This window comes from Bradyrhizobium sp. CCGB12 (assembly GCF_024199845.1).
Classification (GTDB): domain Bacteria; phylum Pseudomonadota; class Alphaproteobacteria; order Rhizobiales; family Xanthobacteraceae; genus Bradyrhizobium.
Genome location: NZ_JANADO010000001.1, coordinates 542,325 through 568,030 on the forward strand (window position 1 = coordinate 542,325; position 25,706 = coordinate 568,030).

At 64.3% G+C, this 25,706-nt stretch carries 21 protein-coding genes; 13 read left to right on the forward strand and 8 right to left on the reverse strand.

Features of this window, described 5'->3' with window-relative positions; all coding sequences use genetic code 11:
- The first annotated feature begins 74 nt into the window (after positions 1-74).
- The 9 genes from NLM27_RS02530 (at position 75) to NLM27_RS02570 (ending at position 8,999) form a co-directional block, all read left to right on the forward strand.
- Complete coding sequence (locus NLM27_RS02530; RefSeq protein ID WP_254141835.1) at positions 75-1,178, forward strand: ABC transporter substrate-binding protein; 1,104 nt, start codon at positions 75-77, stop codon at positions 1,176-1,178.
- Positions 1,156-2,178 (forward strand): ABC transporter permease, encoded by a 1,023-nt coding sequence (locus tag NLM27_RS02535; protein WP_254141836.1) that lies wholly within the window; start codon positions 1,156-1,158, stop codon positions 2,176-2,178. The genes NLM27_RS02530 and NLM27_RS02535 overlap by 23 nt, the downstream gene beginning before the upstream one ends.
- Positions 2,172-2,966, forward strand: a complete 795-nt coding sequence (locus tag NLM27_RS02540) for an ABC transporter ATP-binding protein (protein WP_254141837.1) — start codon at positions 2,172-2,174, stop codon at positions 2,964-2,966. Before NLM27_RS02535 ends, NLM27_RS02540 begins: the two co-directional genes overlap by 7 nt.
- Entirely contained in the window at positions 2,960-4,132 is a 1,173-nt protein-coding gene (locus NLM27_RS02545) for an acyl-CoA dehydrogenase family protein (RefSeq protein ID WP_254141838.1), read from the forward strand. Before NLM27_RS02540 ends, NLM27_RS02545 begins: the two co-directional genes overlap by 7 nt.
- A 23-nt stretch (positions 4,133-4,155) precedes the next feature.
- A complete protein-coding gene (locus NLM27_RS02550) occupies positions 4,156-5,256 on the forward strand; it encodes an LLM class flavin-dependent oxidoreductase (RefSeq protein ID WP_254141839.1) in 1,101 nt (366 codons plus the stop codon).
- Positions 5,253-6,191, forward strand: a complete 939-nt coding sequence (locus NLM27_RS02555) for an ABC transporter substrate-binding protein (RefSeq protein WP_254141840.1) — start codon at positions 5,253-5,255, stop codon at positions 6,189-6,191. Before NLM27_RS02550 ends, NLM27_RS02555 begins: the two co-directional genes overlap by 4 nt.
- Positions 6,192-6,500: 309 nt before the next feature.
- Positions 6,501-7,346, forward strand: coding sequence for a CmcJ/NvfI family oxidoreductase (locus tag NLM27_RS02560; protein WP_254141841.1), 846 nt, complete (start codon positions 6,501-6,503; stop codon positions 7,344-7,346).
- A 120-nt stretch (positions 7,347-7,466) separates the two neighbouring features.
- A complete protein-coding gene (locus NLM27_RS02565) occupies positions 7,467-7,781 on the forward strand; it encodes a septal ring lytic transglycosylase RlpA family protein (RefSeq protein WP_254141842.1) in 315 nt (104 codons plus the stop codon).
- Between the two features lie 48 nt (positions 7,782-7,829).
- Complete coding sequence (locus NLM27_RS02570) at positions 7,830-8,999, forward strand: Gfo/Idh/MocA family protein (protein ID WP_254141843.1); 1,170 nt, start codon at positions 7,830-7,832, stop codon at positions 8,997-8,999.
- A 253-nt stretch (positions 9,000-9,252) separates the two neighbouring features.
- Here the strand turns inward: NLM27_RS02570 and NLM27_RS02575 are convergent, their stop codons facing one another.
- On the reverse strand, positions 9,253-10,563 hold the full coding sequence (locus NLM27_RS02575; protein ID WP_254141844.1) for an ABC transporter substrate-binding protein: 1,311 nt from the start codon (positions 10,561-10,563) through the stop codon (positions 9,253-9,255).
- 441 nt (positions 10,564-11,004) lie between these two features.
- On the opposite strand from NLM27_RS02575, the gene NLM27_RS02580 reads away from it, so the two are divergent.
- From NLM27_RS02580 to NLM27_RS02595, 4 genes are all read left to right on the forward strand, one after another.
- Positions 11,005-12,135, forward strand: coding sequence for a sugar ABC transporter substrate-binding protein (locus NLM27_RS02580; RefSeq protein WP_254141845.1), 1,131 nt, complete (start codon positions 11,005-11,007; stop codon positions 12,133-12,135).
- A 64-nt stretch (positions 12,136-12,199) separates the two neighbouring features.
- Positions 12,200-13,747, forward strand: a complete 1,548-nt coding sequence (locus NLM27_RS02585) for a sugar ABC transporter ATP-binding protein (RefSeq protein ID WP_254141846.1) — start codon at positions 12,200-12,202, stop codon at positions 13,745-13,747.
- Positions 13,740-14,852: an ABC transporter permease gene (locus NLM27_RS02590; RefSeq protein ID WP_254141847.1), complete on the forward strand. Its 1,113-nt coding sequence runs from the start codon at positions 13,740-13,742 to the stop codon at positions 14,850-14,852. Before NLM27_RS02585 ends, NLM27_RS02590 begins: the two co-directional genes overlap by 8 nt.
- The gene (locus tag NLM27_RS02595) at positions 14,849-15,808 is read left to right on the forward strand and encodes an ABC transporter permease (RefSeq protein ID WP_254141848.1); all 960 of its coding nucleotides are present in this window, start codon (positions 14,849-14,851) and stop codon (positions 15,806-15,808) included. Before NLM27_RS02590 ends, NLM27_RS02595 begins: the two co-directional genes overlap by 4 nt.
- A gap of 33 nt (positions 15,809-15,841) precedes the next feature.
- Here NLM27_RS02595 and NLM27_RS02600 read toward each other — a convergent pair whose 3' ends face one another.
- The 7 genes from NLM27_RS02600 to NLM27_RS02630 form a co-directional block, all read right to left on the reverse strand.
- A complete protein-coding gene (locus NLM27_RS02600) occupies positions 15,842-16,741 on the reverse strand; it encodes an SMP-30/gluconolactonase/LRE family protein (RefSeq protein WP_254141849.1) in 900 nt (299 codons plus the stop codon).
- Positions 16,742-16,860: 119 nt separating this feature from the next.
- A complete protein-coding gene (gene uvrA / locus NLM27_RS02605) occupies positions 16,861-19,368 on the reverse strand; it encodes an excinuclease ABC subunit UvrA (protein WP_254141850.1) in 2,508 nt (835 codons plus the stop codon).
- Between the two features lie 178 nt (positions 19,369-19,546).
- A complete protein-coding gene (locus NLM27_RS02610; protein ID WP_254141851.1) occupies positions 19,547-20,782 on the reverse strand; it encodes an ABC transporter substrate-binding protein in 1,236 nt (411 codons plus the stop codon).
- Positions 20,783-20,824: 42 nt separating this feature from the next.
- Positions 20,825-22,306, reverse strand: coding sequence for an ATP-binding cassette domain-containing protein (locus NLM27_RS02615; protein ID WP_254141852.1), 1,482 nt, complete (start codon positions 22,304-22,306; stop codon positions 20,825-20,827).
- Positions 22,306-23,232: a branched-chain amino acid ABC transporter permease gene (locus tag NLM27_RS02620; protein WP_254141853.1), complete on the reverse strand. Its 927-nt coding sequence runs from the start codon at positions 23,230-23,232 to the stop codon at positions 22,306-22,308. The genes NLM27_RS02615 and NLM27_RS02620 overlap by 1 nt, the downstream gene beginning before the upstream one ends.
- Before the next feature lies 1 nt (position 23,233).
- Positions 23,234-24,109: a branched-chain amino acid ABC transporter permease gene (locus NLM27_RS02625; protein WP_254141854.1), complete on the reverse strand. Its 876-nt coding sequence runs from the start codon at positions 24,107-24,109 to the stop codon at positions 23,234-23,236.
- Between the two features lie 106 nt (positions 24,110-24,215).
- Complete coding sequence (locus NLM27_RS02630) at positions 24,216-25,460, reverse strand: ABC transporter substrate-binding protein (protein WP_254141855.1); 1,245 nt, start codon at positions 25,458-25,460, stop codon at positions 24,216-24,218.
- Positions 25,461-25,706 lie beyond the last annotated feature (246 nt).

A 25,706-nucleotide genomic window follows, 5' to 3' on the forward strand; every position in this document is an offset into this window, starting at 1 on the left:
GCTCCGCACGGAACATGCGCAACGCGACACGTTGCGCAGACAGCGGAGCCGTGCCAGCGCAGGAGCGGGGACTGATGAATAACGACAATGAGCGTGGCGGATCGAGGCTCGACCGGCGTCATCTGCTTCAAGCGGGACTGGCCGCGGCCTTCGCCGCGCCGCTCGGCGCCCTTGGTGCAGCGCAGGCCTTCGTGCCGGGCGGGATTGCGACCGGTGTCGACTTCTCCGAGTTTCCGCTGTGCCGGACGGCATCGGATGCACCTGCGCTCGGCGGCGCGCCGCGCAAGCTGAAACTGTCGTGGAATGCCGGCGCCGTCTGCCTCGCGCCCGTGCCGGTCGCCATCGAGCACGGCTTCTTCCAGAAGCACAATCTCGACGTCGAGCTCGTCAATTATTCCGGCTCGACCGACCAATTGCTCGAAGCCATCGCGACGGGGAAGAGCGACGCCGGCCTCGGCATGGCGCTGCGCTGGCTGAAGCCGCTGGAGCAGGGGTTTGACGTCAAGATCGCCGCCGGCACCCATGGCGGCTGCATGCGCGTGCTGTCGCGCACCGATTCCGGCGTCGCGAAGCTCGCAGATCTCAAGGGCAAGGTCGTCGCGGTCGGCGATCTCGCCGGCCCCGACAAGAATTTCTTCTCGATCCAGCTGGCGAAGCTCGGCATCGATCCGGTCAAGGACGTCGACTGGCGCGCCTATCCCGGCAATTTGCTCAACGTCGCCGTGGAGAAGGGCGAGGTGCAGGCGTTCCTGTCGTCCGATCCGCTCGCCTATCTCTGGCTCAAGGACAGCCAGTACAAGGAGGTCGCCTCCAATCTCGACGGGGAATACCGCGAGAAGAGCTGCTGCATCCTCGGCCTGCGCGGCAGCCTGGTGCGCGAGGAGCCGCAGGTCGCGCGCGCCATCACGCAGGCGCTGCTCGATGCCGCGATGTTCACCGCGCAGAATGCGACGGTCGCGGCCAAATCGTTCCAGCCTTACGCGCCGAAGGCGGCCACGCTCGCCGATATCGAGGGCATGGTGCGCTACCACACCCATCATCATCATCCCGTCGGCGACGTGCTCAAGCGCGAGCTCAAGGCCTATGCCGACGATCTCAAGAGCGTGCAGGTCTTCAAGCCGAGCACCGACACGGCCAAATTCGCGGAGCGCATCTATGTCGACGTATTCGCTGTCTGACGGCCTCGCCTCCGGCGCGCCGCGCCTCTCGCGCGCGCCGCTGCTTGCGGCCTGGCTCCGGGAGTCCGGCGTCGGCATTCTCGCCAGCGTCGCCTGGATCGCCTTCGGCCTGTCCTGCCTGTGGTGGGAGGACGTCGGCGACTGGTCGCGCACGCATTCGGTCGGCATCGCCGCCTTCATCGTCGCCGCGGTCGCCTTGTTCGGAACGGTCGGTGCCGATTATCTCGGCTCGGCCGGCCGCGGCTTGCGCCAGCGCGCGCCCTGGCTCGTTGCGCTCGGTGCGTTTCTGACACTGTGGGAAGTCGCGACCGCAAAATTCGCTTGGCTGCCGCTGCCGTTCTTTCCGCCGCCGCAATCGATCGTCGAGGTCTATACCGACGATCTGCCAAAACTGCTCGACAGCGTTTTTGCATCCGTGAAGCTTCAGCTCGGCGGTTATCTCATCGGCGCGACGGTCGGCTTCCTGACCGGTGTCTCGATCGGCTGGTCGCGCGCAGTCGGCTATTGGGTGCATCCGGTGCTGCGCTTCATCGGCCCGCTGCCGGCGACCGCATGGCTGCCGATCGCCTTCTTCACGTTCCCATCGAGCTGGAGCGCCTCGACCTTCCTGATCGCGCTGGCAACGGGCTTTCCCGTCACGGTGCTGACCTGGTCGGGCGTCGCGAGCGTCAGCAACGCCTATTACGACGTCGCGCGCACGCTGGGCGCAAAGCCGTCCTTCCTGGTGCTGAAGGTCGCGATCCCCGCCGCGCTGCCGCACGTCTTCGTCGGGCTGTTCATGGGGCTCGGCTCGTCCTTTGCGGTGCTGGTCGTCGCCGAGATGATCGGCGTCAAGGCCGGCCTCGGCTGGTACTTGCAATGGGCGCAGGGCTGGGCCGCCTACGCCAACATGTATGCGGCGCTGATCGTGATGTCGCTGCTTTGCTCCGGCGCGATCACGCTGCTGCTTTCGATCCGCGATCGTCTCCTGGTGTGGCAGAAGGGGACCGTGAAATGGTAGCTGCATTCGCCGAAGTCGCCTCTCATCCTGCCGCCGGCGCCGCGCTCGACATCGAGCAGGTCAGCCACGCCTTCGACATCGATGGCACTGAATTGCCGGTGCTCAGCGACGTCAGCATCTCGGTCGAGCCCGGCGAGTTCGTCGCGCTGCTCGGCCCCTCCGGCTGCGGCAAGTCGACCTTGCTGCGACTGGTCGCCGGCCTCGATAAGCCAAGGGCGGGGAGGCTGCGCGAGGACGAGGATCGCATCAGGAGTCCGCATCCCTCGCGCGTCGTCGTGTTCCAGGATCCGACCCTGTTTCCCTGGCGGTCGGTCTGGGACAACGTGGCCCTGGGCCTCGAGGCCCAGGGCATTTTGAAAAGCCAGCGTCACCGCGTCGACGCCGCGCTCGATCTCGTGGGGCTGTCGTCCTTCCGCAACGCCTATCCGCACCAGCTTTCCGGCGGCATGGCGCAGCGCGTCGCGCTGGCGCGGGCGCTGGTCAACGATCCCAAGATCCTCATCCTCGACGAGCCATTGGGAAAACTGGACTCGCTGACCCGCATCACCATGCAGGCCGAGCTGGCCGCGCTCTGGCAACGCAAGGGCTTTACCACGCTGCTGGTGACGCATGATGCCGAGGAGGCCCTGGTGCTCGCCAATCGCGTCATCGTGTTCAGCGACCGTCCGGCCCGCGTGAAGGCCGACATCCGCGTCGATCGGCCCTATCCGCGGCATCGCGGCGATCCTTATCTCGCCGATCTGCGCCGTCAGATCTTGGGCCTGCTGGGGCTGGATGCCACATGGTGACGTCCATAGCGAAAGGCCGGACCGATCACAGCGAGCCCGACTATGTCGCGCGCGCCGAGGCGCTGGCGACGAACTTTGCCGCGCGCGCAGCCGAGCATGACCGCACTGGAAGCTTCCCCTTCGAGAACTTTCGCGAGCTCTCCGAGGCAGACCTGTTGTCGCTGACGGTGCCCGCTGTTCATGGCGGTGCCGGTGCCGGCGCACGATATGCCGCGCGCGTAATCGGCATCATCGGCAAGGCCGATCCGTCGACGGCGCTGGTGCTGTCGATGCACACCATCAATCATCTGGTGATGGCGCGCAGCCCGGCCTGGCCGGCTTGGCTATCGCGCAAGCTTGCGCGCGAGAGCGTCGAAGGCCTTGCGCTCATCAATGCGCTGCGGGTCGAGCCCGAGCTCGGCTCACCCGCGCGCGGCGGCCTGCCGGCGACGATCGCGCGGCGTACCGAGACCGGCTGGCGCCTCACCGGCCACAAGATCTATTCGACGGGTTCGCCGATCCTGAAATGGTATCTGGTCTGGGCACGTACGGATGAAGCCGAGCCGCGTGTCGGGAGTTTCCTGGTGCCGGCGGGCCTGCCGGGCACAAGCATCGTCGAGACCTGGAACCATCACGGCCTGCGCGCCAGCGGCAGCCACGACGTGATCTTCGACGATGTCGTGATTCCGCTCGATGCGGAGGTCGACGTGCGCAAGCCCCCGGACTGGCGCAACCCCGATCTCACACAGGCGACCGTCCACACCGTCTTCGTCGCTGCGATCTATGACGGCGTCGCCCGTGCTGCGCGGGACTGGCTGATCTCGTTCCTGAGGCAGCGCGTTCCCGCCGGCCTCGGCGCGCCGCTCGCGACCTTGCCGCGCGCACAGGAGATCCTCGGCGCCATCGAGGCGCGGCTCGCAGTCAATGCGCGGCTGATCGACACGTTCGCCCGCGACTTTGACGATGGTGTCGATCTCTCCAGCGGCGAATCCAACGTCATCAAACTGACGGTGACCAACAACGCGGTGGCCGTGGTCGAGGATGCCTTGTCGCTGACGGGTAATCACGGCTTGTCCCGCATCAATCCATTGGAGCGGCACTATCGCGACGTGCTGTGCGGCCGTGTGCACACGCCACAGGATGATTCCACGCGCATCGGCCTCGGCCGCGCCGCGCTCGGACTCTAGCAGATACAAACAGGGAGACGGTCATGTCGATCGAGTTCATCGGCTTCATCAGCAACAACAATTCGTCCGAGACCGTCGTGCGCGAGGGGCCGGTTCTCAACCCCACCCACATCGAGACGGTGGCGAAGGCGCATGAGAACGCCGGCTTCGATCGTGCGCTGCTGGCGTTTCATTCGACTACGCCGGACGCACTCCAGGTTGCCCAGCATGCCCTTGGAGTCACCGAGCGCCTCAATGTGCTGATCGCGCAGCGGCCGGGCTTTACTGCGCCGACGCTGCTGGCGCGGCAATTCGCCGTGCTCGACCAGCTTTCCCGCGGCAGGGTCGCCTTGCATGTCATCACCGGCGGCAATGCCACGGAGCTCCGGCAGGACGGCAATACGCTCGACGACAAGGACGAGCGCTACGCCCGCACCTCCGAATTCCTCGATGTCCTCAAGCTGGAATGGACCAGCGACAAGCCGTTCACTTACAAGGGCAAGTATTATCAGGTCGAGAATGCCTTCTCGCAGGTGAAGCCGTATCGTCCCGAGGGCATCCGCGTCTATTTCGGCGGCGCCTCGGATGCGGCGATCGACGTCGCCGGCAAGCATGCCGACACGTTTGCGCTGTGGGGTGAATCCTATGCGCAGGTGCGCGACGTCACTTCCCGCGTCCACAACGCCGCCGTCAGGCAGGGGCGGCCGACGCCGCGCTTTAGCCTCTCGGTGCGGCCGATCATTGCCCCGACCGAGAAGCAGGCCTGGGAAAAGGCGGAGGAGATTCTGGCGCGCGCGACGGCACTTCAGGACAAGACCGGATATCGCAAGCCCGCCGATGGCCATGCCACGGCCGGAGCGCGGCGCCTGCTTGCGCTCGCCGACCAGGGCAGCCGCATCGACAAGCGGCTCTGGACCGAAATCGCAAAGCTCACCGGGGCCAACAGCAACACCACCGCGCTGGTCGGCACGCCCGAACAGGTCGCGGAAGTCTTCGGCGACTATTACGATCTCGGCATCAGCCACTTCCTGATCCGCGGCTTCGATCCCTTGATCGATGCGATCGAGTACGGCCGCGAACTGATCCCGCTCACGCGGGAGCTCGTCGCCAAGCGTCAGGCCGTGCGCGGCGAGGCCGCGGAATGATCCGTCTCATGCTGGCCGGCGCGCTGCTGTTCGCCTCGTTCGAGCTGGCGGCGGCGCAAACCACCTTGCGCGTGGGCGACCAGAAGGGCAATGCACAGGCCGTGATGGAAGCGGCCGGCGTGCTCAAGGATGTGCCCTACAAGATCGAGTGGAAGGAGTTTCCGGCGGCAGCCCCGTTGCTGGAGGCGCTCAGTGCCGGCGCGATCGAGACCGGTCTCGTCGGGGACGCACCCTTCACCTTCGCCGCCGCCTCCGGCGCGCCGGTGAAGGCGATTGCCGCCATCCGGCAGACCCGCGAGGGGCTCGCGATCCTCGTGCCCGAGGCTTCGCCGATCAAGAGCTTTGCCGATCTTCGGGCTAAGAAGATCGCGACCGGCCGCGGCTCGATCGGCCATCAGCTGATCCTTGCGGCGCTGGAAAAGAACGGCTGGAGCGCAAGCGACGTGCAGATTGCATTCCTCGCGCCCTCGGATGCCAAAATCGCCTATACGCAAGGCTCCGTCGACGCGTGGTCGACCTGGGAGCCGTATGTGAGCCAGGAGGAGGTGCTGTTCAAGTCGCGCCGCATTATCACCTCTGAAGGCCTGACGCCGGGTCTGAGCTTCCAGGTCGCACGGCCCGATGCCATCAGGGACAAGCGCGCGGAGCTGACGGACTTCGTCCGGCGTCTCACCGTGGCGCGGGCGTGGTCGCTGAACAATGTCGACAGCTATGCGGCGACCTGGGGCAGGCTGATGAACATCCCGACCGCCGTGCCGCAGAACTGGCTGTCGCGCGCAAAGATTCGGATCGCGCCGATCGACGACGGCGTGGTCGCGGACGAGCAGGCGACGATCGATCTCTATTTCCGCTGGGGACTGATCAAGCAGAAGCTGGATGCCGCCGAGATCGTCGATCGTTCGTTCACTGATGCGATTGCGAAAGAGGGGTTGTAGGTGGACCTTTCCCTCTCCCCTTGTGGGAGAGGGTGGCTCGCCGCTCTAGCGGCGAGACGGGTGAGGGGTCTCTCTCCGCGATCACATCTCTGACATCCTGAACTCCCGGATAGAACCCCTCATCCGGCGCTTCGCGCCACCTTCTCCCACAAGGGGAGAAGGGAAGCGACGCATGTCGGGTCGACGTCGAAGCATTCCTTCTTCGTTCCTCATCCTCGACAACACTTCCATTGCTATTTGCAGCGCCTCCCTTGCGGCGTCCCGCATCCCCTCAAAAATCAATCCGACGACAACATCGGGAGACCGGCCATGGGCCTGCAAGAAACAAAAATCGAATCGCTTCCCTTCGTCACTGCCGAACTCAACTATCTCGCACCTGTTACAGCCAAGCCGCGCACCTATGCCCTCGATCCGCCGCCAGGCGAGCCGAAGAGCACGGCGCTGCCGGAGCCGCACCAGGTCCCGATCTTCGATGCGCGGCTGATTGCTCAAAATTTTTCGCTCGACCGCGAAGGCTTTGCGCTGGTGCGCCACCCGACGCAGGTCAAGGATTTCTACAACGACGAAGAGGTGAGGGCGGTCTATTATCCTGCCGTCGAGGCGTTCCTGCGTGCGACGCTGAAGGCCGACCGTGTCGTCATCTTCGACCATACCGTGCGCAAGCGCGTCGAGGGTGCCGCGGGTATCCGTGGCGGCGGCCCACGCCAGCCAGCAACGCGCGTCCATGTCGACCAGACCGCCATCTCCGGCGCCAACCGCGTGCGCGAGCATCTGCCTGACGAAGCCGAAGAGCTGCTTGGGGGCCGTGTGCAGGTGATCAATCTGTGGCGGCCGATCCGCGGTCCCTTGCGCGATTCTCCGCTGGCGATGGCGGACGGCACGACGGTTACGTCCGACGATCTCGTTGCGTCCGATCTGATCTATCCCAACCGGCGCGGCGAGACCTATTCGGTGAAGTACAATCCGAACCATCGCTGGTTCTATTTCCCCGAGATGACGCCGGACGAAGCGCTGCTGCTCAAGTGCTATGATTCCGCAACCGACGGCCGCACGCGTTTCGGGCCGCACACGGCGTTCCTCGACCCGACCACGCCGGCCGATGCGGCGCCGCGCGAAAGCATCGAGGTGAGGACGCTGGTGTTTCACAGATCGTAACAATTCAACGATCGTAACAAAGTGTGATGGCACCGCCGGGCTCGCCCGGCGGTGCTTTGGGAACCTTGGGGAACAAGGCGACGTTTGCAGCGCCGGGCAGGCTAACCGGGAGGCGGTGCCGTGCGAGCGCAGCCGACGCTGTTATTTTGCCTAGCCACTTTCTCGCTTTCTGCTTTTTCCGTTGCCCATGCCGAAAGCGGACTTGCCTCATATTACGGATATGGAAAAGCCGGTAAGGGCGGTGAGCTGACCTGTGCCCACCGGACGCGCCCGTTCGGCAGCGTCATCAGGGTGTCCTATGGCAGCCGCTCGATCCAGTGCCGTGTCAATGATCGCGGTCCGTTCATCCGTGGCCGCATCGTCGATCTCTCGGTGCCGGCAGCCCGCGCGCTGGGCATGATGAGCGCCGGCGTGGTGCGCGTGTCGGTGGAATAGAAGCGTCAGCGCGCTATAGTGCCGTCCAAAGCAAGGGTGAGGGGCGCTATGGCAAAGATCAGGGTGGGACTCGTCGGCTGCGGCTTCGTGTCGGAGCTGCACATGTATGCGTTCCGGCGCGTCTATGGCGTCGATGTCGAGGTCGCGGCCGTGGCCGCGCGCGGCGACCATGTCGTCGACTTCGCGGGGCGCCATAACATTCCGCGGGTCTATCGCAGCTTTGCGGAGGTGATCGCTGACCGCGAGCTCGATGTCATCGACATCTGCACCCCGCCCAATCTCCATGCCGAAATGATCGTCGGCGCCATGCAGGCCGGCAAGCATGTCATCTGCGAAAAACCGTTCGCCGGCTATTTCGGCCGCGAGGACGACAAGCAGCCGATCGGCAAGTATGTGCCGAAGGCGCTGATGTATGAACGCGTGCTGGAGGAGATGGACGCGACGCGGGCCGCGATCGAGCGTACCGGAAAGCTCTTCATGTATGCCGAGGACTGGATCTACGCGCCTGCGGTGACCAAGACCGCCGAGATCCTGAGAGCGACCAGGGACAAGGTCCTGTTCATGAAGGGCGAGGAGAGCCATTCCGGCTCGCACGCGGCGCACGCCGCGCAATGGGCGATGACGGGCGGCGGCTCGCTGATCCGCATGGGCTGCCATCCGCTCTCGGCCGTGCTGTATCTGAAACAGGTCGAAGCCAGGGCGCGGGGCGAGACCATCCGCGTCGCCAGCGTCACCTGCGATGTCGGCAACGTCACCGCCGGGCTGAAGCCGGAGGAGCGCACCTACATCAAGGCCAAGCCCGTGGATGTCGAGGATTGGGGCACGCTGACGGTGACGTTTTCCGACGGCACCAAGGCCACCGTGTTCTCCGGCGACATGATCATGGGCGGTGTGCGCAATCTGATCGAGACCTATACGAGCGGTGGCTCGCTGTTCGCCAACATCACCCCGAACACGCATCTGATGAGCTACCAGACCAGCGAGGAAAAACTCGCGAGCGTCTACATCACCGAAAAGGTCGATCGCAAGACCGGCTGGCAATATGTCTGCCTCGAGGAAGAATGGACGCGCGGATATTTGCAGGAGATCCAGGACTTCATGGAGTGCGCCGCGACGGGACGACAGCCGCTGTCGGACCTCGCGTTGGCGTATGAGACGATCAAGGTGAACTACGCGGGCTACTGGGCCGCGGAGGAGGGACGGCGGGTGGTGTTGTGAGAGTGTGACGCCACGCCGGAGCCACGCGTGCACTGCCATCCCTTTTCCCCCTGTGGGAGAAGGTGGCATAGGCGGCCGTCGGCCGCCGTTCTTGGAACGCCGAAGCGAAGCTTCGGCTGTGGCGCCGGATGAGGGGTCTCTCTTCGCGAATTCAATTGCGAGAGGCTCGCTTGCGGAGACAGCCCCTCACCCGGCTTCGCTTCGCGAAACCACCCTCTCCCGCAAGGGAGAGGGTGCATCGCCGCGCCGCCCTTCACGCCCCGTAAGTCGAACCCTTCGGCAGCGGGAACACTGGATCCTGCGTCCTGATATTCGTCGGCCACACCACCGATATGTGCTCGCCGGCGTTCTGCATCACCACCGGGGTCGAGCGTTCGTTCTGGCCGGACATTGGTGTGCCTGGCGGGAAGAATTTGACGCCATAGCCCTGGATGGTGCCGCCGGCGGGAATGTCGACGTCGAGCGCCGCTTTCCGAATGGCCTCGGGCTCGAAGCTGCCGTACTTCTCCTTCGCGATCGGCAGCACGTTGTTGAGCAGCACCCAGGTCTGGTTGAAACCCATCGAGCAGTGCGGCGGCACGTCGGTCGCGCCGGTCTTGGCTTGGTAGCGGCTGACCATGGTCTTGATCAGGTCGCCCATACCAGGCGCGAGCTTGGCGGGATCGAGCAGTTGCGCCGGCACCGGATCGATGTTGCAGAAATTGTCGATGTCGGCACCAAAAGTGGCGCGCAGCTTGTCGAGCTGGCTGTAGCCGGCGCCGGCGCCGAACAGCATCTTGAAGCGCAGCCCGCTCTCGCGCGCCTGCCGCAGGAACAGGGTGATGTCGGGGTTGTAGCCGGCATGCGAGATCACGTCGGCCTTGGCGCGCTTGATTTTCGTGACTAGCACCGAGAGGTCGGGCGCGGAGGCCGAGTAGCCCTCGCGCAGCACGACCTGGATGCCGGCCTGCTTGGCATAGGCCTCGTCGGCTGCCGCGACACCGACGCCATAGGGTCCGTCCTCGTGGATCAGCGCGACCTTGACGTCCTTGGGATCCATGCCGAGCTTGCCTTTCGCGTGCTCGGCGAGGAAGCCGGCAAACGCCTGGCCATACTGATCGGAATGGATCTGCGCACGAAACACGTATTGCAGGTTCTTGTCCTTGAACACGGCGGTCGAGACCGCGGTCGTGATCCAGAGGATCTTCTTCTGCTGCTCCACCTTCGCCGCCATCGGCACCGCGTGCGCGCTGGAATAGACGCCGTTGATGATGTCGATCTTTTCCTGGCTGATCAGCCGCTCGGCCTCGTTGATCGCGACATCCGCCTTGCTCTGCGAGTCCGCCGCGACCGGAACGATCTTGGTCTTGCCGCCGATGCCGCCCTTCTCGTTGACGAGATCGATGGCGATCTGCGCGCCGACCGAGGAGGCGACCGAGCCGCCGGCGGCGAAGGGGCCGGTGAGGTCATAGATCAGGCCGATGCGCAAATTCTCGGCTTGCGCCTGGGCCCGTGTCCAATCGAGGCTGAGTGCAGCGGCGGCAGCCGCCGAACTCTTCAGCAGCTGCCTGCGTGAAGTCGGCATCCTATCCTCCCTCAGAACCGTCGTTAGCGACTGGTTTTATATTTTTCGCCAGTATTTGGAGGGCGTCTCCGAAAGTCAACATGCGCCGCACTAGGCAATTCGGACGCGCATCGCGTGTGCATCTTTCCCCTGTGTATCATTCTTTTTGCGCTGCGCTGTCCTTTGGTCCGGATCATTCGATTGCGCTGCATCACGGTGGACGAGAACATCCGCTTGTCACGCGTGTATTTTCAACTTCGTCCCGGCGTCGCATCGTCTCCCGCAATTGTGATGGTTTTGCTCCACGCGTTCGCAGCAAGGCAGGGCTCATGACCGGCATTCGGCTTGTGCGCATCGGAGTTTGCGTGCCATCCTAGCTCGGTAAATTGCACGGGAAGCCCAATTCCCGGCTTGGCCATTGCGCCGCGTCAGGGGTGGAACACAAAGCTCAGGAGGAGAGACATGGTGTGGACGCTTCGTTTTACGGGGCTCGCTTGCGCTGGCCTGTTGCTGTCTTCGGTCAGCGCCCTCGCAGGGCCCAAGGTGGTGTCCGGTCCGGGCGCCGATCCTGGATGCTTCAAGCCCTGGTCGTCCCAAACCAAGTTCTTCCAGTGGGACAAGAAGCCCGGTCCCTACAAGATCGCCCTCGTCAACGGCTTTGTCGGCAACACCTGGCGCATCCAGATGGTGAAGACCGCAAAGGCCTTCGCTGCGCAGCCGGGCATCAAGGAGAACATCAAGGAGTTCAAGGTCGTCTCGACCGGCACCGATGTTGCAGCGCAACTCGGCGCAATGGAGGACTTCATCAATCAGGGCTTTGACGCCATCGTCACCATCGCCGTAGCTCCTGATGGCTTCGACCGCATCATCCGCCTCGCCGACAAGAACAACGTGGTCGTGGTCCCCTTCGATAACGTCCTCGACACCGACAAGGTGATGATGGTCAACGAGGACCAGAAGGAAATGGGCCGCATGTCGGCGAAATGGCTGATCGATGAGAGCGGCAAGAAGAGCGGCGACATTCTCGAGGTTCGCGGCCTGCCGGGCAATTCGGTCGACCGTGACCGCCATCTCGGCTTCCGCGAGGTCATGGAAGGGCCGGGCAACAGCTTCAAGATCACCGAAGTGGTCGGCAATTGGGATACCGGCACCTCGCAGAAGGTGACGGCGGACGCGCTGGCCGTGCACGGACGTTTCGATGGTGTGTTCACCCAAGGCGGCTCCGACGGCACCGTGCAGGCCATGATGTCGGCGAAGCACCCCTTCGTCCCGATGTCGGGCGAGGGCGAGAACGAGTACCGCAAGCAGATCGCCGATCATGCCAAGGACGGCCTCAAGGGTATGTCCTACGGCCAGTCTCCGGCGCTGGTCGCCATCGCCACCAAGGCGGCGATCTCGGCGTTGCAAGGCAACGTCATGCCGCAGCTGATCTCGATCCCGATCCCGGTCGCGACCTACAAGGACCTGAAGCCCGGCACCAACTATTGGCCGGACCTCAACGCCAACTTCTTCGCGCCGAACCAGTTCACGCCCTGCGGCGTCAACTTTACGGCGCCGGAGATCATGTCGCAGAGCGAAAAGAACACCCAGTGAGCGCACTGGAGACGTCACGGTTGCGGCCCGGCCTCCGCCGGGCCGCCGCTGCGTGAGCCCCGCCATGCCGGAGCCGGCCCTGACCCAATCTGCCTTCCTCACGCTATCAGGAATTTCCAAGCGTTATGCCGGCGTGCGGGCGCTCGAAGGCGTCGACTTCGCCTGCGAGCGCGGCAAGATCCACGCGGTGCTGGGCGAAAACGGCGCCGGCAAGTCGACGCTGATCAAGATCATCGCCGGCGTGGTACAGCCTGATACCGGCACCATGCGGCTCGGTGGATCCGATGTGAGCTTCGCGACGCCGTCGGCGGCGAATGCAGCCGGCGTCGTCTGTATCTTTCAGGAATTGTCGCTGATGCCCGACCTCTCGGTCGCGGACAACATCTCGATCGCCTCGCCGCCGCGCCGCTTCGGCCTCATCGACGCGCGGGCGCAGCGTCGCCGCGCCGAGGAGTTGCTGGCCGAGATCGGCTGCGAGGACGTCAATCCTCTGATGCGCGTGCGTGACCTGCCGCTGTCGCGCCGCCAGGTGGTCGAGATCGCCAAGGCGCTCGGCAAGAAGCCGAAGCTCTTGATCCTCGACGAAGCAACATCGGCTCTCACCAGCGCCGACGTCGAGAAAGTGTACGCCATGCTGGCGCGGCTCAAGGCCGAGGGCGTTGCCATTCTCTACATTTCGCACCGGATGCACGAGGTCGAGGTGCTGGCCGACCGCGCCTCCGTGTTTCGCAACGGCCGCCACATCGAGACCTTCGACAAGGGCAGGCGCTCGACTGCCGATATCGTTCAGCTCATGATCGGACGCGACATCGCGGCCCAATATCCGCCCAAGCCCGCGCGCGGGTCGCCGAAGCCGGTGTTGGCGATCGAGAACCTGAGCTGGGACGGGCACCTCGATCGCATCTCGCTCCGCGTCGGTGCCGGCGAGATCATCGGCCTCGGCGGGCTCGACGGCCAGGGCCAAAAATCCTTGCTGCTGGCACTGTTCGGCGTGCTGCGCGGCGTCTCCGGGCAAATCACTGTCGAGGGCCGCAAGGTGCGTCCGGCGTCCCCGGCGGCGGCGAAGTCGGTCGGCATCGCGCTAGTGCCGGAGGATCGGAAGACCGAAGGCTTGATGCTGCCGATGTCGATATCGGACAATCTGGTGATCGCCTCGCTCGATGCGATCTCGACCGGACCTCTGGTCGACCGCGCGCGAGAGAACGATATGATCAAGCGCGCCATCGCGCGGCTGCAAATCAAGATCGGTGCGCCCGGCGACGCGGTGTCCACGCTCTCCGGCGGTAACCAGCAGAAGGTCGTTCTTGCCAAATGGCTGATGACCGATCCGCGCATCATCCTGCTCAATGATCCCACGCGCGGCATCGACGTTGGTACCAAGCAGGAGCTCTACCGGCTGATGCGCGAGCTCGCCGATCAGGGCGCAGCCATCCTGTTCTACTCGACCGACTATGACGAACTCATTGGCTGCTGCGACCGGGTGGCGATCATGTATGACGGGCGCATCGTGCGCGAGCTCGAAGGTGATGAGCTCACCGAGACCAACATTATCGCGAGCGCGCTGAACATCGACGCGGCGACGCCGGACGCTGCCGGAGCCGCCCATGCTTGACGATATGGTCATCAGGGTTCGCCAGAACATCGGCATCGTCACCGCCGTCCTTTTGTTCTCCGTCCTTTATCTGCTCTACAACCTCGCCCACCCCAAGGGTTTCTCGTCGGCGGTTCTGGTGCAGAACGGCGACGAGATCTTTGCGCTCGCCATGCTGGCGATGGCCCAGACCGTGCCGGTGCTGGCGTCGGGGCTGGATCTATCCGTGGGTGCCGTCATGACCATGGTGGGATGTTTCGCAAGCTATCTGCTCACCGGGGCGGCGGGCGGCGCCCCGCTGCATCTGGACGTCTTCGGCCTGCATCTTGGCCTCGGCACCTTTCCCGGCGGAGTGAACGGTATCCTGCTCGGAATCGTCGTGTGCCTTGCGATCGGTGCGCTGGCCGGCTTCATCAATGGCTGCATCGTCGTCTATGGACGGATCCAGCCGATCATCGCGACGCTCGCGACCGGCGCGGTCTATATTGGCATCGCGCTGTTCCTGCGGCCGACGCCGGGCGGCAAGATCGATGAGGATCTCAACTGGGCGCTGACCAATTCGCTCGGGGATTTCGCCGCAACCGTCCACATTTTTGACGATGGCGCCGCAAGCTGGTTTGCACCTGTGGCCTGGATCCCTGTGCCGTTCGTGCTGCTGATCCTGATTGCGCTGCTGGTCTGGGTGCCGTTCCGGCGGTCCGTGCTCGGCCGGGCCGTCTATGCAGTCGGCTCGGCTGAGGGCGCCGCCTACATGTCCGGTCTTCCGATCGAGCGTGCCAAGATTGCGGCCTTCACGCTCGCCGGCTTCTTTGCCGGTTGCGGCGGCCTGTTCCTCGCCATCCAGACCTCCTCAGGCAATGCCGACATCCCGCAGGCCGGCGCCTATACGCTCAACTCCATTGCCTCTGTCGTCATCGGCGGGACGTCGCTGCTTGGCGGCACCGGCAGCGCGATCGGCTCGATTTTCGGCGCCATGGTTTTGCGCGTCATCTCGTTCTTCTTCCGCATCTTTGACATCGCGCCGCTATTGCAGCCGCTGTTCGAGGGGCTGATCCTGCTGGGGGCGGTCAGCATCGGCGCGCTCGGCGTTCTGCGCGTCAAGAACACGCTGGAGCTGTTTCGATGACGACTGCGTCCCTCGGACTCTCCCGCGATGACCGCCCGATTTTGATTGCGGCGTTGTTCATCCTCGTCATCCTGGTCGCCGGCACGGTCTACACCTTTGCCCGATTTGGCAGCGCGCCGCTGTTGTCGCCGACCTATTTGTTGCAGCAGCTTCAGATCGGCGCCTTCCTCGGCATCGTCGCCGCCGGAATGATGATGGTGATCCTGATCGCTCAGATCGACCTGTCGGTGCCGTGGACGCTCGCCGCCGCCGCGATGATGGCGACATCGATCGGCGGACCGCTCGCAATTCCAGTCGGACTCGGGGTCGGGCTGCTGGTGGGTCTCATCAACGGTATCGGGGTCGCGTATCTCCGCGTGCCCTCGATGATCTTTACCCTCGGCGTCAACGCGGTTATGCGTGGCCTGATGGTCGCGCATACCGGCGGCTACGCCCCGCAGACAGCCGCCACCGACCTGATGCGGACACTCGCCGGTGACCGTACGCTTGGCATTCCCAACGCCCTGTTCGTCTGGGCCGCAGTGTCCGTGCTCGTTGCCATCATCCTCCAGCGCACTGCGCTCGGACGTTACGTCTACGCCATCGGCAACAAGGAGGCTGCCGCGTATCTCGCCGGCGTCGACACCCGCCGTATCACCGTGATCTGCTTCGTCCTTTGTGGTCTCGCCGCCGCGCTCGCCGGCGTCCTGCTCGCCGGCTACTCCACCAAGGCGTATCAGGGCATGGGAGATGCCTATCTGCTGCCGTCGATCGCGGCGGTCGTGATCGGCGGTACCAACATTCTCGGCGGCCGCGGCCGCTATCTCGGCACGCTGATCGGCGTCGTGCTGATCGTGCTGCTCAACAGCGTGCTGTCGATCATGGACATGCCCGAGGCGGGCCGCCAAGTGATCTACGGCCTCGTCATCATCTTCATGTTGCTGGTCTACGGTCGCGGCGAACGTGTCACGAGTTGACGCGACACGTTCGATCTCGTCGCGACCGTTGTCTTACACCGCCGCCCGCGTGTTGAGATAGATCGAATACAGCGAGGTCTGTCCGCAGATGTAGAGGCGGTTGCGGCGTGGGCCGCCGAAGCAGACATTGGCGACGATCTCGCCGATCGGAACCGTGCCGAGATGCGTGCCGTCGGCTGCGTAGCAGAATACGCCGCGGCCGGCCGACGTCCAGATGTTGCCCTGGATGTCGCAGCGGAAGCCGTCATAGAGCCCGTCCGGGCATGTCGCAAACAGCGAGGCCTCTCCGACTGTCTGTCCTTTGACCTCATAGGACCAGATCGTCGGCGGCAGCCCGCGGACATGCGTCGCGCCGGTGTCGGCGACATAGAGCCGTGTCTCGTCGGGCGAGAAGGCCAGCCCGTTGGGCTGCACGCGGTCGGACACGACGCGCGTGATGGCACCGGTGCTGCCGTCGATCCGGTAGACGTTGGACGCGCCGATCTCGGACGGGCTCTGCTGTCCTTCATAGTCGCTGTCGATGCCGTAAGTCGGATCGGAGAACCAGATCGAATTGTCTGATTTGACCACGACGTCATTGGGCGAATTCAGTCGGCGGCCCTCGAACCCGTCGGCCAGCACGGTGATCGAGCCGTCGTGCTCGGTCCGGGTGACGCGCCGCATGAAGTGCTCGCAACTGATCAACCGTCCCTGGCGGTCGGTCGTGTTACCGTTGGAATTGAAGCTCGGTGAGCGGAACACCGACACCGATCCGTCGGTCTCGTCGAACCGCATCATCCGGTTGTTCGGAATGTCGGACCAGATGAGGTAGCGTCCGGCCGGGAAGTAGGCGGGGCCTTCGGCCCAGCGGCAACCGGTGGTGAGCTTTTCGAGATTGACATGGCCGATAACCAGCCGCTCGAAGCGAGGGTCGTGAGCGACATAGGGGAGCATGCATCCTCCTTGAATGAGCCGCAGATTCTTGAAGCTGCCTGCGTGCGGTCCTTACTGTGATCGACCCTCCCAAATTTGCAAGGTGCTTCGCTTCAAGGGTGCATGGAGGCATGCGTGCCTCACTGCTTCAATCGGACGGCGAGATAGCGGGCGGTCTTTCCACCGGCTCTCGCAACCTGATGCGGCGTCCCCGATGCAACGATGCGGCCGCCCTCGTCGCCGGCGCCGGGGCCGAGGTCGATGATCCAGTCGCTGTGGGAGACGACATCCATGTCGTGCTCGACCACGACCACGCTGTTGCCGGCGTCCACGATCCGCGCGAGCTGGGCGATCAATCGCTCGACATCCCTTGGATGCAGCCCGGTGGTCGGCTCGTCCAGGATATGGAGCGTGTGACCACGTTGCGGCCGCATCAGCTCGGTCGCCAGTTTGATGCGCTGTGCTTCGCCGCCGGACAATTCGGTCGCGGATTGGCCGAGCCGGATATAGCCGAGGCCGACCTCGCGGACGACCGACAGCGACCGGTTGAGCGCGGTATCGTCGCGGAAGAAGTCGAAGGCCTCGTCGACCCGCATCGCCAGCACGTCCGCAATGGATTTGCCGCGGATCTTCACCTCGAGCGTCTTGTCGTTGTAGCGCGCGCCCTTGCAGGTCGGGCAGGGTGCATAGACGCTGGGCAGGAATAGAAGCTCGACGCAGACGAAACCCTCGCCCTCGCAGGTCGCGCAGCGGCCTTTCGCGACATTGAACGAGAAGCGTCCGGCATCGTAGCGGCGGGACTTGGCCTGCGGCGTCGCCGCGAACAGCCGCCGCACGTAGTCGAACAGGCCGGTATAGGTTGCAAGGTTGGACCGTGGCGTGCGGCCGATCGGCTTCTGATCGACCACGACGAGACGATTCACCCGATCCAGGCCGGCAACAATCTTGCCGCCCAACGTCTCGACCGTGGGCGAAAGACTATCGTCGTCATCGTCGGCAAGGGCATGGCCGAGATGTTCGGCCATGGCCTCGACGAGAAACTGACTGATCAGGCTCGATTTGCCGGAGCCCGACACGCCTGTCACGCTGGCGAGGACGCCCAGGGGAATATCGACGTCGAGGCCGCGAAGGTTGTTGCGGGTCACGCCCCTGAGCTTGAGATGCCCGATCGGTTCGCGACGGACCGTCGGCAGCGGCTGTCGTGGATGTACGAGGTAGTTGGCGGTCCGCGATTCCTCGACTTGGCCGAGCCCTGCCGGCGGCCCGCTATAGAGGATGCTTCCGCCGTTCTCGCCGGCCTCAGGCCCGACATCCACGAGCCAGTCGGCACGCCTGATCACCTCGATCTCATGCTCGACCACGAATATCGAATTGCCCGCGTGCTTCAACCGATCGAGCGCCCGCAGCAGCGCCTCGGTATCGGCGGGATGCAGGCCCGCTGAGGGCTCGTCGAGCACGTAGACGACGCCGAACAGGTTGGAGCGGACCTGCGTCGCAAGACGCAGTCGTTGCAGCTCGCCCGGCGACAGCGTCGGCGTGCTGCGCTCGCAAGCGAGGTAGCCAAGCCCAAGGTCGAGCAGGACGGTCAGCCGTGCCGACAGGTCCTCGCAGATGCGCCTGGCGACGACGACCTTCTCCGACTTGTCGGTCGAAGCCTTTGCGAATGGCTTGATGAGCTCCTGCAGCTCCTTGAGCGGCAGGTGCGACATCTCGGCGATGTTGAGGCCGGCGAACTTGACCTTGAGCGCCTCGGGCTTCAGCCGCGTGCCATGGCAGGTCGGGCAGTCCTGGGTGATCATGAATTGCGCGACCCGGCGCTTCATCATCGCGCTCTCGGACTTGGCATAGGTCTGCATCACGTAGCGCTTGGCGCCGGTGAACGTGCCCTGGTAACTCGGCTCCTCCTTGCGACGCAGGGCGCGTTTGACTTCGGCTGCATCGTAACCGGCGTAGACCGGAACGGTCGGCTGCTCCTCCGTGAACAGGATCCAGTCGCGGTCCTTCCTGGGCAGCTCGCGCCAGGGCTTGTCGACGTCATAGCCAAGCGTCGTCAGGATGTCCCTGAGGTTCTGGCCCTGCCAGGCACTCGGCCAGGCCGCGACGGCGCGCTCGCGGATCGTCTTGGTGTCGTCGGGCACCATGGACTTCTCGGTGACGTCAAGCATCCTGCCGATACCGTGACAGGTTGGGCAGGCTCCTTCCGGCGTGTTCGGCGAGAATGCCTCCGCATAGAGCATCGCTTGTCCCCGCGGATAGTCGCCGGCGCGGGAGTAGAGCATCCTGAGCAGGTTCGAGATGGTGGTCACGCTGCCGACCGACGACCGTGTCGTCGGTGCGCCGCGCTGCTGCTGGAGCGCCACGGCGGGCGGCAGGCCTTCGATGTCGTCGACTTCAGGGATCTGCATCTGGTGGAAGAGGCGCCGCGCGTAGGGCGACACCGACTCCAGATAGCGCCGTTGCGCCTCGGCGTAGATCGTCCCGAAGGCGAGCGAGGATTTCCCCGAGCCCGACACGCCCGTGAAAACGACAAGGGCGTTGCGCGGAATGCGAACATCGACGTTCCTAAGGTTGTGCTCGCGCGCGCCACGCACCCGGACGAAGCCGTCGTCCTGTATCAGACTGTCGGGTTGTCTCGGTCGGTCGTCCATCTGGCTTCTCCAGCTCCCCGTGGGAGAGATTAACGGCAGGATCGCAGGATGGGTCCCAAGATGCCAGCGGGCCGGTTGCGTCTGCGCAAAGCGAAGGCCCGTCGCTGCTACGCGACGGGCCTCGCATCTGTGGTGAGATACTTGGACGCTGGCTGCTCCAGCGTCCGGGATCGGCTGATTACTGCGACAGCTTCACGAAGCTCGGAAACTTCATCTTGCCTTCCGCGATTTTCTCGGGCCAGACCACGACCTGCTTGGAGTCCTGCCACTGGAAGACGAGGCCGGAGACAGTGTCGGGGCCTGACTTGATGCCGTGGGTGAACTCGTCGTTCTTGCCGTAGAACTGGATCTTGCCGATCGTGCCCTCGTAGTCGGTCTTCTCGAGCTCGGCGACCATCTTGTCGGGATCGGTCGAGCCGGCGCGCTTGATGGCGTCGGTGATGATGTAGACCTCGTCATAGGCGGTGTAGCCGGTATAGGCCGGCGGCGTGCCGAACTTGGCCTTGAAGGCGGCGGCGAACGGCTTGGTCTTGGAGGTCACCGCGACGTCGGGTGTTGCGACCGCCAGCGACGGCACGCCGTCGGCCGCGCCATTGGTGTCCTTCCAGAAGGTCGGGCTCAGCGCCTGCGCGCTGATGCCGAACATCGGGATCGGCACCTGCTGGTTCTTCCACTGCACGGTCGGCTGCACGCCGACATGCGAGATGCCGGTCACGATCACGTCCGGCTTCTTGCTTTCGATGTTGTTGAAGATCGGCGTGAAGTCGGTGGTGTCAGGGGAGAAGCGCACGTGCTCGACCACCTTGAGACCGGCCTTCGGGAGACATGCCTCGTAGCCGACGTCAAGCGGCTTGGTCCAGGCCGCGTCTTCGCTCATGATTGCGACCGTCTTGAACTTGAGCTTGTCGACGAGGAGATCCTTGGCGGCATCGCAGACGAGCTGGGCCTGGGCGGCCGAGGTCAGGTAGCCGTGGAAGGTGTACTTGTTCTTCTCGTAGTCGTTGTGAATCGCCTTGGTGATCTCGTTCGAGGCGGCACCCGGCGTGATCAGCGGCATCTTCAGCCGCGCGGCCCAGGGCTCCAGCGCCAGCACGACCTCGCTGATATAGCTCGCGATGACAGCCGAGACCTTGTCCTCGCTCACGGCGCGCTGGAAGGCGCGCACGGAGTCTGCCGACGAGCTCTTGTTGTCGTAGGTGACGATCTCGACCTTGCGGCCGAGAATGCCGCCCTTGGCGTTGATCTCGTCGGCGGCGATCTGCGCGCCCCCCGGTGTCGCCGCGCCGGCGATCGATTGCACCTCGGCGATGACGCCGATCTTGATGGGAGCATTCGACTGCGCGTAGGCGGGCGCGGCAAGGCACAGCGCCAGTGCGGAGGCGAGGAAGCTGCTGCCGAGAATTGATGGTCGCATGGTCATTTCCCTTTCTATTGCTTTTTGTTGATGTTGGCGGACTCAAAGAAAATCGGCGCCGGCTTCGCTGGCGAAGCGGCCAGGATCACCCTCCCAGACGATCCGTGCATGCTCCAGCACATAGACGCGGTCGGCATGGGGCAGCGCGAAGGTCACGTTCTGCTCGCCGAGCAGTACCGTGATCGACGTGGTCTGCCGCAGCTTCGTCAGCGCCTTGGACAATTGCTCGAGGATAACGGGGGCAAGGCCCAGCGTCGGCTCGTCCAGGATCAGGATCTGCGGCTGCATCATCAGGGCGCGGCCGATCGCCAGCATCTGCTGCTCGCCGCCTGACAGCGTCTGCGCCATCTGGCCTTGGCGCTCCTTCAGGATCGGGAAGAGCTCGAACAGCCAGGCGAGCTGCGCCGCGCGCTTGTCGTCGGCAAGATGCTGGCCGCCGAGATCGAGGTTTTCGCGCACGCTCATCTCGCCGAACAGCTCGCGCGATTCCGGGCATTGCACGAGGCCGCTGCGCGCGATCTTCGCCGGGCTCGTGCCGCGCAGTCTCTCGCCGCCGCGCACGATCTCGCCGCTATAGGGCAGGAAGCCGGAGATGGTGTTGAACAGCGTGGTCTTGCCGGCGCCGTTGAGGCCGACGATGGAGACGAACTCGCCCTCGTGGACGTGGATGGAGACGTTCTCCAGCGCCTGCGCCTTGCCGTAGAACACGCTGACATTCTCGACCTGGAGCAGCGGCACCTTGTCCTTGAAGCTGGTTTCGGGCCGCGCGTGGGTCTCGATCGCGCCGCCGAGATAGACCCGGCGCACCGTCTCGTTCTTCATGACCTCGTCGGCCTTGCCGGTGACGATCTCCTCACCGAGATACATTGCGAGCACGCGATCGACGAGGGCGGCGACGCTCTTGACGTTGTGGTCGACCAGCATCACCGCGCGGCCCTCGTCGCGAAAGCTGCGGATCAGGTCGGAGAACATCTCGACCTCGGCGCGCGTCAACCCGGCGAAGGGCTCATCCACCAGCACGACTTTGGGATCACGCGCGATAGCCTTGGCAAGCTCCAGCCGGCGGAGGTCGGCGAAGGGCAGCGTCGGCGGACGGCGATTCATCACGGCGCCAAGCCCGACGCGGTCGGCGATCCATTTGGCGCGTTCGACCAGCGTCTTGTCGGGGAACAGCATGAACAGGCTGTCCGGCAGCAGCGCGACCAGAATGTTCTCCAGCACCGTCTGCCGGTTCAGCGGCCGCGAGTGCTGGAACACCATGCCAAAGCCTTTGCGCGCGATCTTGTGCGCGGGCAGGCCGGCGACGTTCTCGCCTTCGAAGATCACCTCGCCGGCGGTTGGGCGCTCGATGCCCATGACGCTCTTCATCGCGGTCGACTTGCCCGAGCCGTTCGGTCCGATCAGGCCAAAGATCTCCCCGGCATTGACCTCGAAGCCGAGGTTCTTCACCGCCGTCAGGCCGCCGAAGCGTTTTGTCAGGCCGCGGACTTCGAGCACGGCGCGGTTTGAAAGCCTCATATCCATCACGAGCGCGCCTCACGCGAGAGGGCCGCTCCGAGGAAGCCGCCGGGGAAGAACAGCACGACGAGAAGCGCGACCGCCGAGACGATGAAGGTCGCGAGCTCGCCGGTCGGCCGCAAAAATTCGCCGGCGACGATCAGGAAGATCGCGCCGAGAGCGGCACCAAGCACGGTGCGGCGGCCGCCGAGCACGGCCGAGACGATCACGTTCACGCCGACCGCGACGTCGACGACGGTGCCGACCGAGGCGGTGCCGAAATAGAACACCAGGAGTGCCCCCGAAAGCCCGGAGAAGAACGCGCTGACGATGAAGGCGGCGAGCTTGTGCTTGACGATGTTGAAGCCGAGCGCGCCGGCCTGCACCGGATCCTGGCCGCTGGCCTGGAGCACGAGGCCGATCGGTGATTGCGACAGGCCGTAGAGGATGGCCGCCGAGATCGTCATGAAGCCGAGTGCGATCCAGTAATTGGCACCGGCATTGATGGTGATGACGTCTGGGATGGTCAGGCCGATCTCGCCGCCGGTGAGATCGGCGAACACCACGATGAAGTTCTGCAGCATCAGCACCGCGACCAGCGTGGTCAGGCCAAAATAGGGCCCGCGCACGCGCAGCGCCGGCAGTGCCAGCACGAGGCCGGCGATCACCGAAGCGAGCGCGCCGAGCACGATGCAGAGGTAAACCGACCAGCCGAACTGGGCATTCAGGATGCCGGCGGTGTAGGCGCCGACGCCGATCAGGAAGGTCGGGCCGAAGTTCACTTCGCCGGCGAAGCCGAACAGCAGATCCCAGGCCATCGCGAACACGCCGAAGTAAAAGGCGACGGTCAGCAGCCCAAGCACATAGCCGGAGACGTAGAGCGGCAGCGTGCCCGCGATGACGACGAGCGCGACCGAGATGAAGAACAGGCGCGAGGTAAAGAAGGTGGACATCTCAGCGCCTCCCCAGAAGGCCCTGGGGCCGGATGTACATCACGAACACGAGCAGCAGCAGCGCCGGGATGGTGCGATAGGCCGGCGAGACCAGATAGGCCGTCAGTGTCTCGAGATAGCCGACCACGAAGGCCGCAATCAGCGAGCCGGAGACGCTGCCGAGGCCGCCGAGCACCACGATCGAGAACGCACTCGCGGTCAGCGGTCCCACGCTGTAGGAGCTGACGCCGAGGAACATCCCGAGCAGCACCCCGGCGATGCCGGCGAGGATGCCGTAGATCCCCCATACCACAATGTAGATGTTGGTGAGCTCGAGCCCGAGCAAGGTGACGCCGCGCGGGTTCATCGAGGCCGCCAGCACCGCCTTACCGGTGCGGGTGCGGTTCACCAGGAGCCACAGCAGCGCGATGACGAGGCAGCACACGATCGCCGTGAAGATCTCGTTGCGCGGCGTGCGGACACCGAGGATCTCGACCACGCCCTCGACGATCGGCAGCACGGTCTTGGCGTTGTTGGTGAAGAAATAGGCGATCAGCTCCTGGATCATGATCCCCCACAGCAGCGTGCCGGTGAGGACGAAGATCTCCTTCTCTTCATTCGGGATGCGACGGGAGTCCTGGATCGGCTTCACCACCGCGAAATAGGTGGCGAAGGCTGTCAGAAGCGCGACGCCGACGCCGATCAGCGCGCCGGCATAGGTGCCGACGCCAAGCACGCTGGCGGCGGCCCAGGCCGCCACCGCTGCGGCCACCATGATGGCGCCGTGGGAGAGGTTGAGAACGCCGGAGACGCCGAAGATCAGCGTGAAGCCGGTGGCACCGAGAGCGTAGAGAGCGCTGATGGCGAAGCCATCGATCAGGATCTGGAATGCTCGCATTGATGACTGGCCGCGTGGCAGTAGTGAACTGCCGCTTTGAGGGGAGGTGCTGCGGAGGGCCGCATGTGGAAGCTCCCGGGAGATGGTCCCGGGAGCATTTGCTTGCCTAGTTGCTGAGCTTGATGAAGCTGGGGAATTTGACGTCGACCTTGGCGACGTCCTTCGGCCAGACCGCGCTCTGCTTGCCGTCCTGCCATTGCAGCATCAGCCCGGTGATCAGGCCTTTGCCGTATTTGATCGAGTGGGTGAACTGATCCTCCTTGCCGTAGAACTGGACGCGGCCGATCGTGCCTTCCCAGTCGGTCTTTTCCAGTGCGGAGACCAGCTTGTCGGCGTCGGTCGATCCCGCCCGCTTCACCGCGTCAGCGATGTAGTAGACCTCGTCATAGGCGGTGTAGCCGGCATAGGAGGGATAGTTGCCGAACTTCTTCTTGAAGCTTTCCGCAAACGGCACCGACTTCGGCGTCACGGCGACGCCGGGGCCGGAGACGCCCTGATAGAGCACGCCTTCGGCGGCCTGGTTGGTGTCCTTGCCGAAGGTCTCGTTGGTCGCCTGCGAAGAGATGCCGAACATCGGGATCGGCACCTGCTGGTTCTTCCACTGCACCGTCGGCTGCACGCCGACATGGGAGATGCCGGTGATGATCACGTCGGGCTTGGAGCCTTCGATCTTGTTGAAGATCGGCGTGAAGTCAGTGGTGTCAGGCGAGAAGCGGATGTGGTCGAGCACCTTCAGCCCGATCTTGGGCAGGCATTCCTCGTAGCCGATGTCGAGCGGCTTGGTCCAGGCGGCGTCCTCGCTCATGATGACCGCCGACTTCATGTGCATCTTGTCGACGAGCAGATCCTTGGCGGCGTCGCAAACCGAGAGCGCCAGCGCGGCCGAGGTCAGGTAGCCGTGGAAGGTGTACTTGTTCTTCTCGTAGTCGGAGTGGACGCTCTTGCTGATCTCGTTCGAGGCAGCACCGGGCGTGACGAAGGGTGTCTTCAGTCGCGACGCCCATGGCTCCAGCGCCAGCACCACCTCGCTGATGTAGCTTGCGATGACCGCGTTGACCTTGTCCTCGTTCACGGCGCGCTGGAACGCGCGCACTGAATCCGCCGAGGAGGAGTGATTGTCGTAAGAGACGATCTCGATCTTGCGGCCGTCGACGCCACCATTGGCGTTGATCTCTTCGGCGGCGAGCTGCGCCGCTTGTGGGATGGAGGCGCCGGCAATCGCCTGCGCTTCCGCGATCACGCCGATTCGAATCGGATCGGCTGCAAGTGCCGCGCCTGAGGCTGCCATCACCGCGCCCGTCGCGGCCGCACCAAGCGCAGTTCGCAATGCAACAGAGAGTGCTTTATTCATGTTGTTATCTCCCTTTGAACCAAGCTTCTTTGAGCTATTGGGGCGGGACTATAACGGCGAGGGCATTCTCGGCAAGTGAAACCGCGTTCAGGATTGTGAGAAGGGGACTAAAGTCTAGCGCTGCGTAAATTGCAGGCAGGAGAAGTGCCAAACACTCATTGCGTGCGCAGGCATGCAGATTTCGTCGGCGGGCATGCGTGGGTATCAACGGCTGAGAGCAATCCGCGGTTGACGAGCCGCACTGTC

Bases quoted from the DNA above. Each gene is read 5' to 3' on its own strand.
- NLM27_RS02630 (WP_254141855.1), bottom strand. From the start codon at position 25,460: ATGAATAAAGCACTCTCTGTTGCATTGCGAACTGCGCTTGGTGCGGCC.
- NLM27_RS02545 (WP_254141838.1), top strand. From the start codon at position 2,960: ATGGTGACGTCCATAGCGAAAGGCCGGACCGATCACAGCGAGCCCGAC.
- uvrA (WP_254141850.1), bottom strand. From the start codon at position 19,368: ATGGACGACCGACCGAGACAACCCGACAGTCTGATACAGGACGACGGC.
- NLM27_RS02570 (WP_254141843.1), top strand. From the start codon at position 7,830: ATGGCAAAGATCAGGGTGGGACTCGTCGGCTGCGGCTTCGTGTCGGAG.
- NLM27_RS02550 (WP_254141839.1), top strand. From the start codon at position 4,156: ATGTCGATCGAGTTCATCGGCTTCATCAGCAACAACAATTCGTCCGAG.
- NLM27_RS02590 (WP_254141847.1), top strand. From the start codon at position 13,740: ATGCTTGACGATATGGTCATCAGGGTTCGCCAGAACATCGGCATCGTC.
- NLM27_RS02530 (WP_254141835.1), top strand. From the start codon at position 75: ATGAATAACGACAATGAGCGTGGCGGATCGAGGCTCGACCGGCGTCAT.
- NLM27_RS02555 (WP_254141840.1), top strand. From the start codon at position 5,253: ATGATCCGTCTCATGCTGGCCGGCGCGCTGCTGTTCGCCTCGTTCGAG.
- NLM27_RS02595 (WP_254141848.1), top strand. From the start codon at position 14,849: ATGACGACTGCGTCCCTCGGACTCTCCCGCGATGACCGCCCGATTTTG.
- NLM27_RS02600 (WP_254141849.1), bottom strand. From the start codon at position 16,741: ATGCTCCCCTATGTCGCTCACGACCCTCGCTTCGAGCGGCTGGTTATC.
- NLM27_RS02560 (WP_254141841.1), top strand. From the start codon at position 6,501: ATGGGCCTGCAAGAAACAAAAATCGAATCGCTTCCCTTCGTCACTGCC.
- NLM27_RS02610 (WP_254141851.1), bottom strand. From the start codon at position 20,782: ATGCGACCATCAATTCTCGGCAGCAGCTTCCTCGCCTCCGCACTGGCG.
- NLM27_RS02535 (WP_254141836.1), top strand. From the start codon at position 1,156: ATGTCGACGTATTCGCTGTCTGACGGCCTCGCCTCCGGCGCGCCGCGC.
- NLM27_RS02580 (WP_254141845.1), top strand. From the start codon at position 11,005: ATGGTGTGGACGCTTCGTTTTACGGGGCTCGCTTGCGCTGGCCTGTTG.
- NLM27_RS02625 (WP_254141854.1), bottom strand. From the start codon at position 24,109: ATGCGAGCATTCCAGATCCTGATCGATGGCTTCGCCATCAGCGCTCTC.
- NLM27_RS02575 (WP_254141844.1), bottom strand. From the start codon at position 10,563: ATGCCGACTTCACGCAGGCAGCTGCTGAAGAGTTCGGCGGCTGCCGCC.
- NLM27_RS02585 (WP_254141846.1), top strand. From the start codon at position 12,200: ATGCCGGAGCCGGCCCTGACCCAATCTGCCTTCCTCACGCTATCAGGA.
- NLM27_RS02620 (WP_254141853.1), bottom strand. From the start codon at position 23,232: ATGTCCACCTTCTTTACCTCGCGCCTGTTCTTCATCTCGGTCGCGCTC.
- NLM27_RS02615 (WP_254141852.1), bottom strand. From the start codon at position 22,306: ATGGATATGAGGCTTTCAAACCGCGCCGTGCTCGAAGTCCGCGGCCTG.
- NLM27_RS02540 (WP_254141837.1), top strand. From the start codon at position 2,172: ATGGTAGCTGCATTCGCCGAAGTCGCCTCTCATCCTGCCGCCGGCGCC.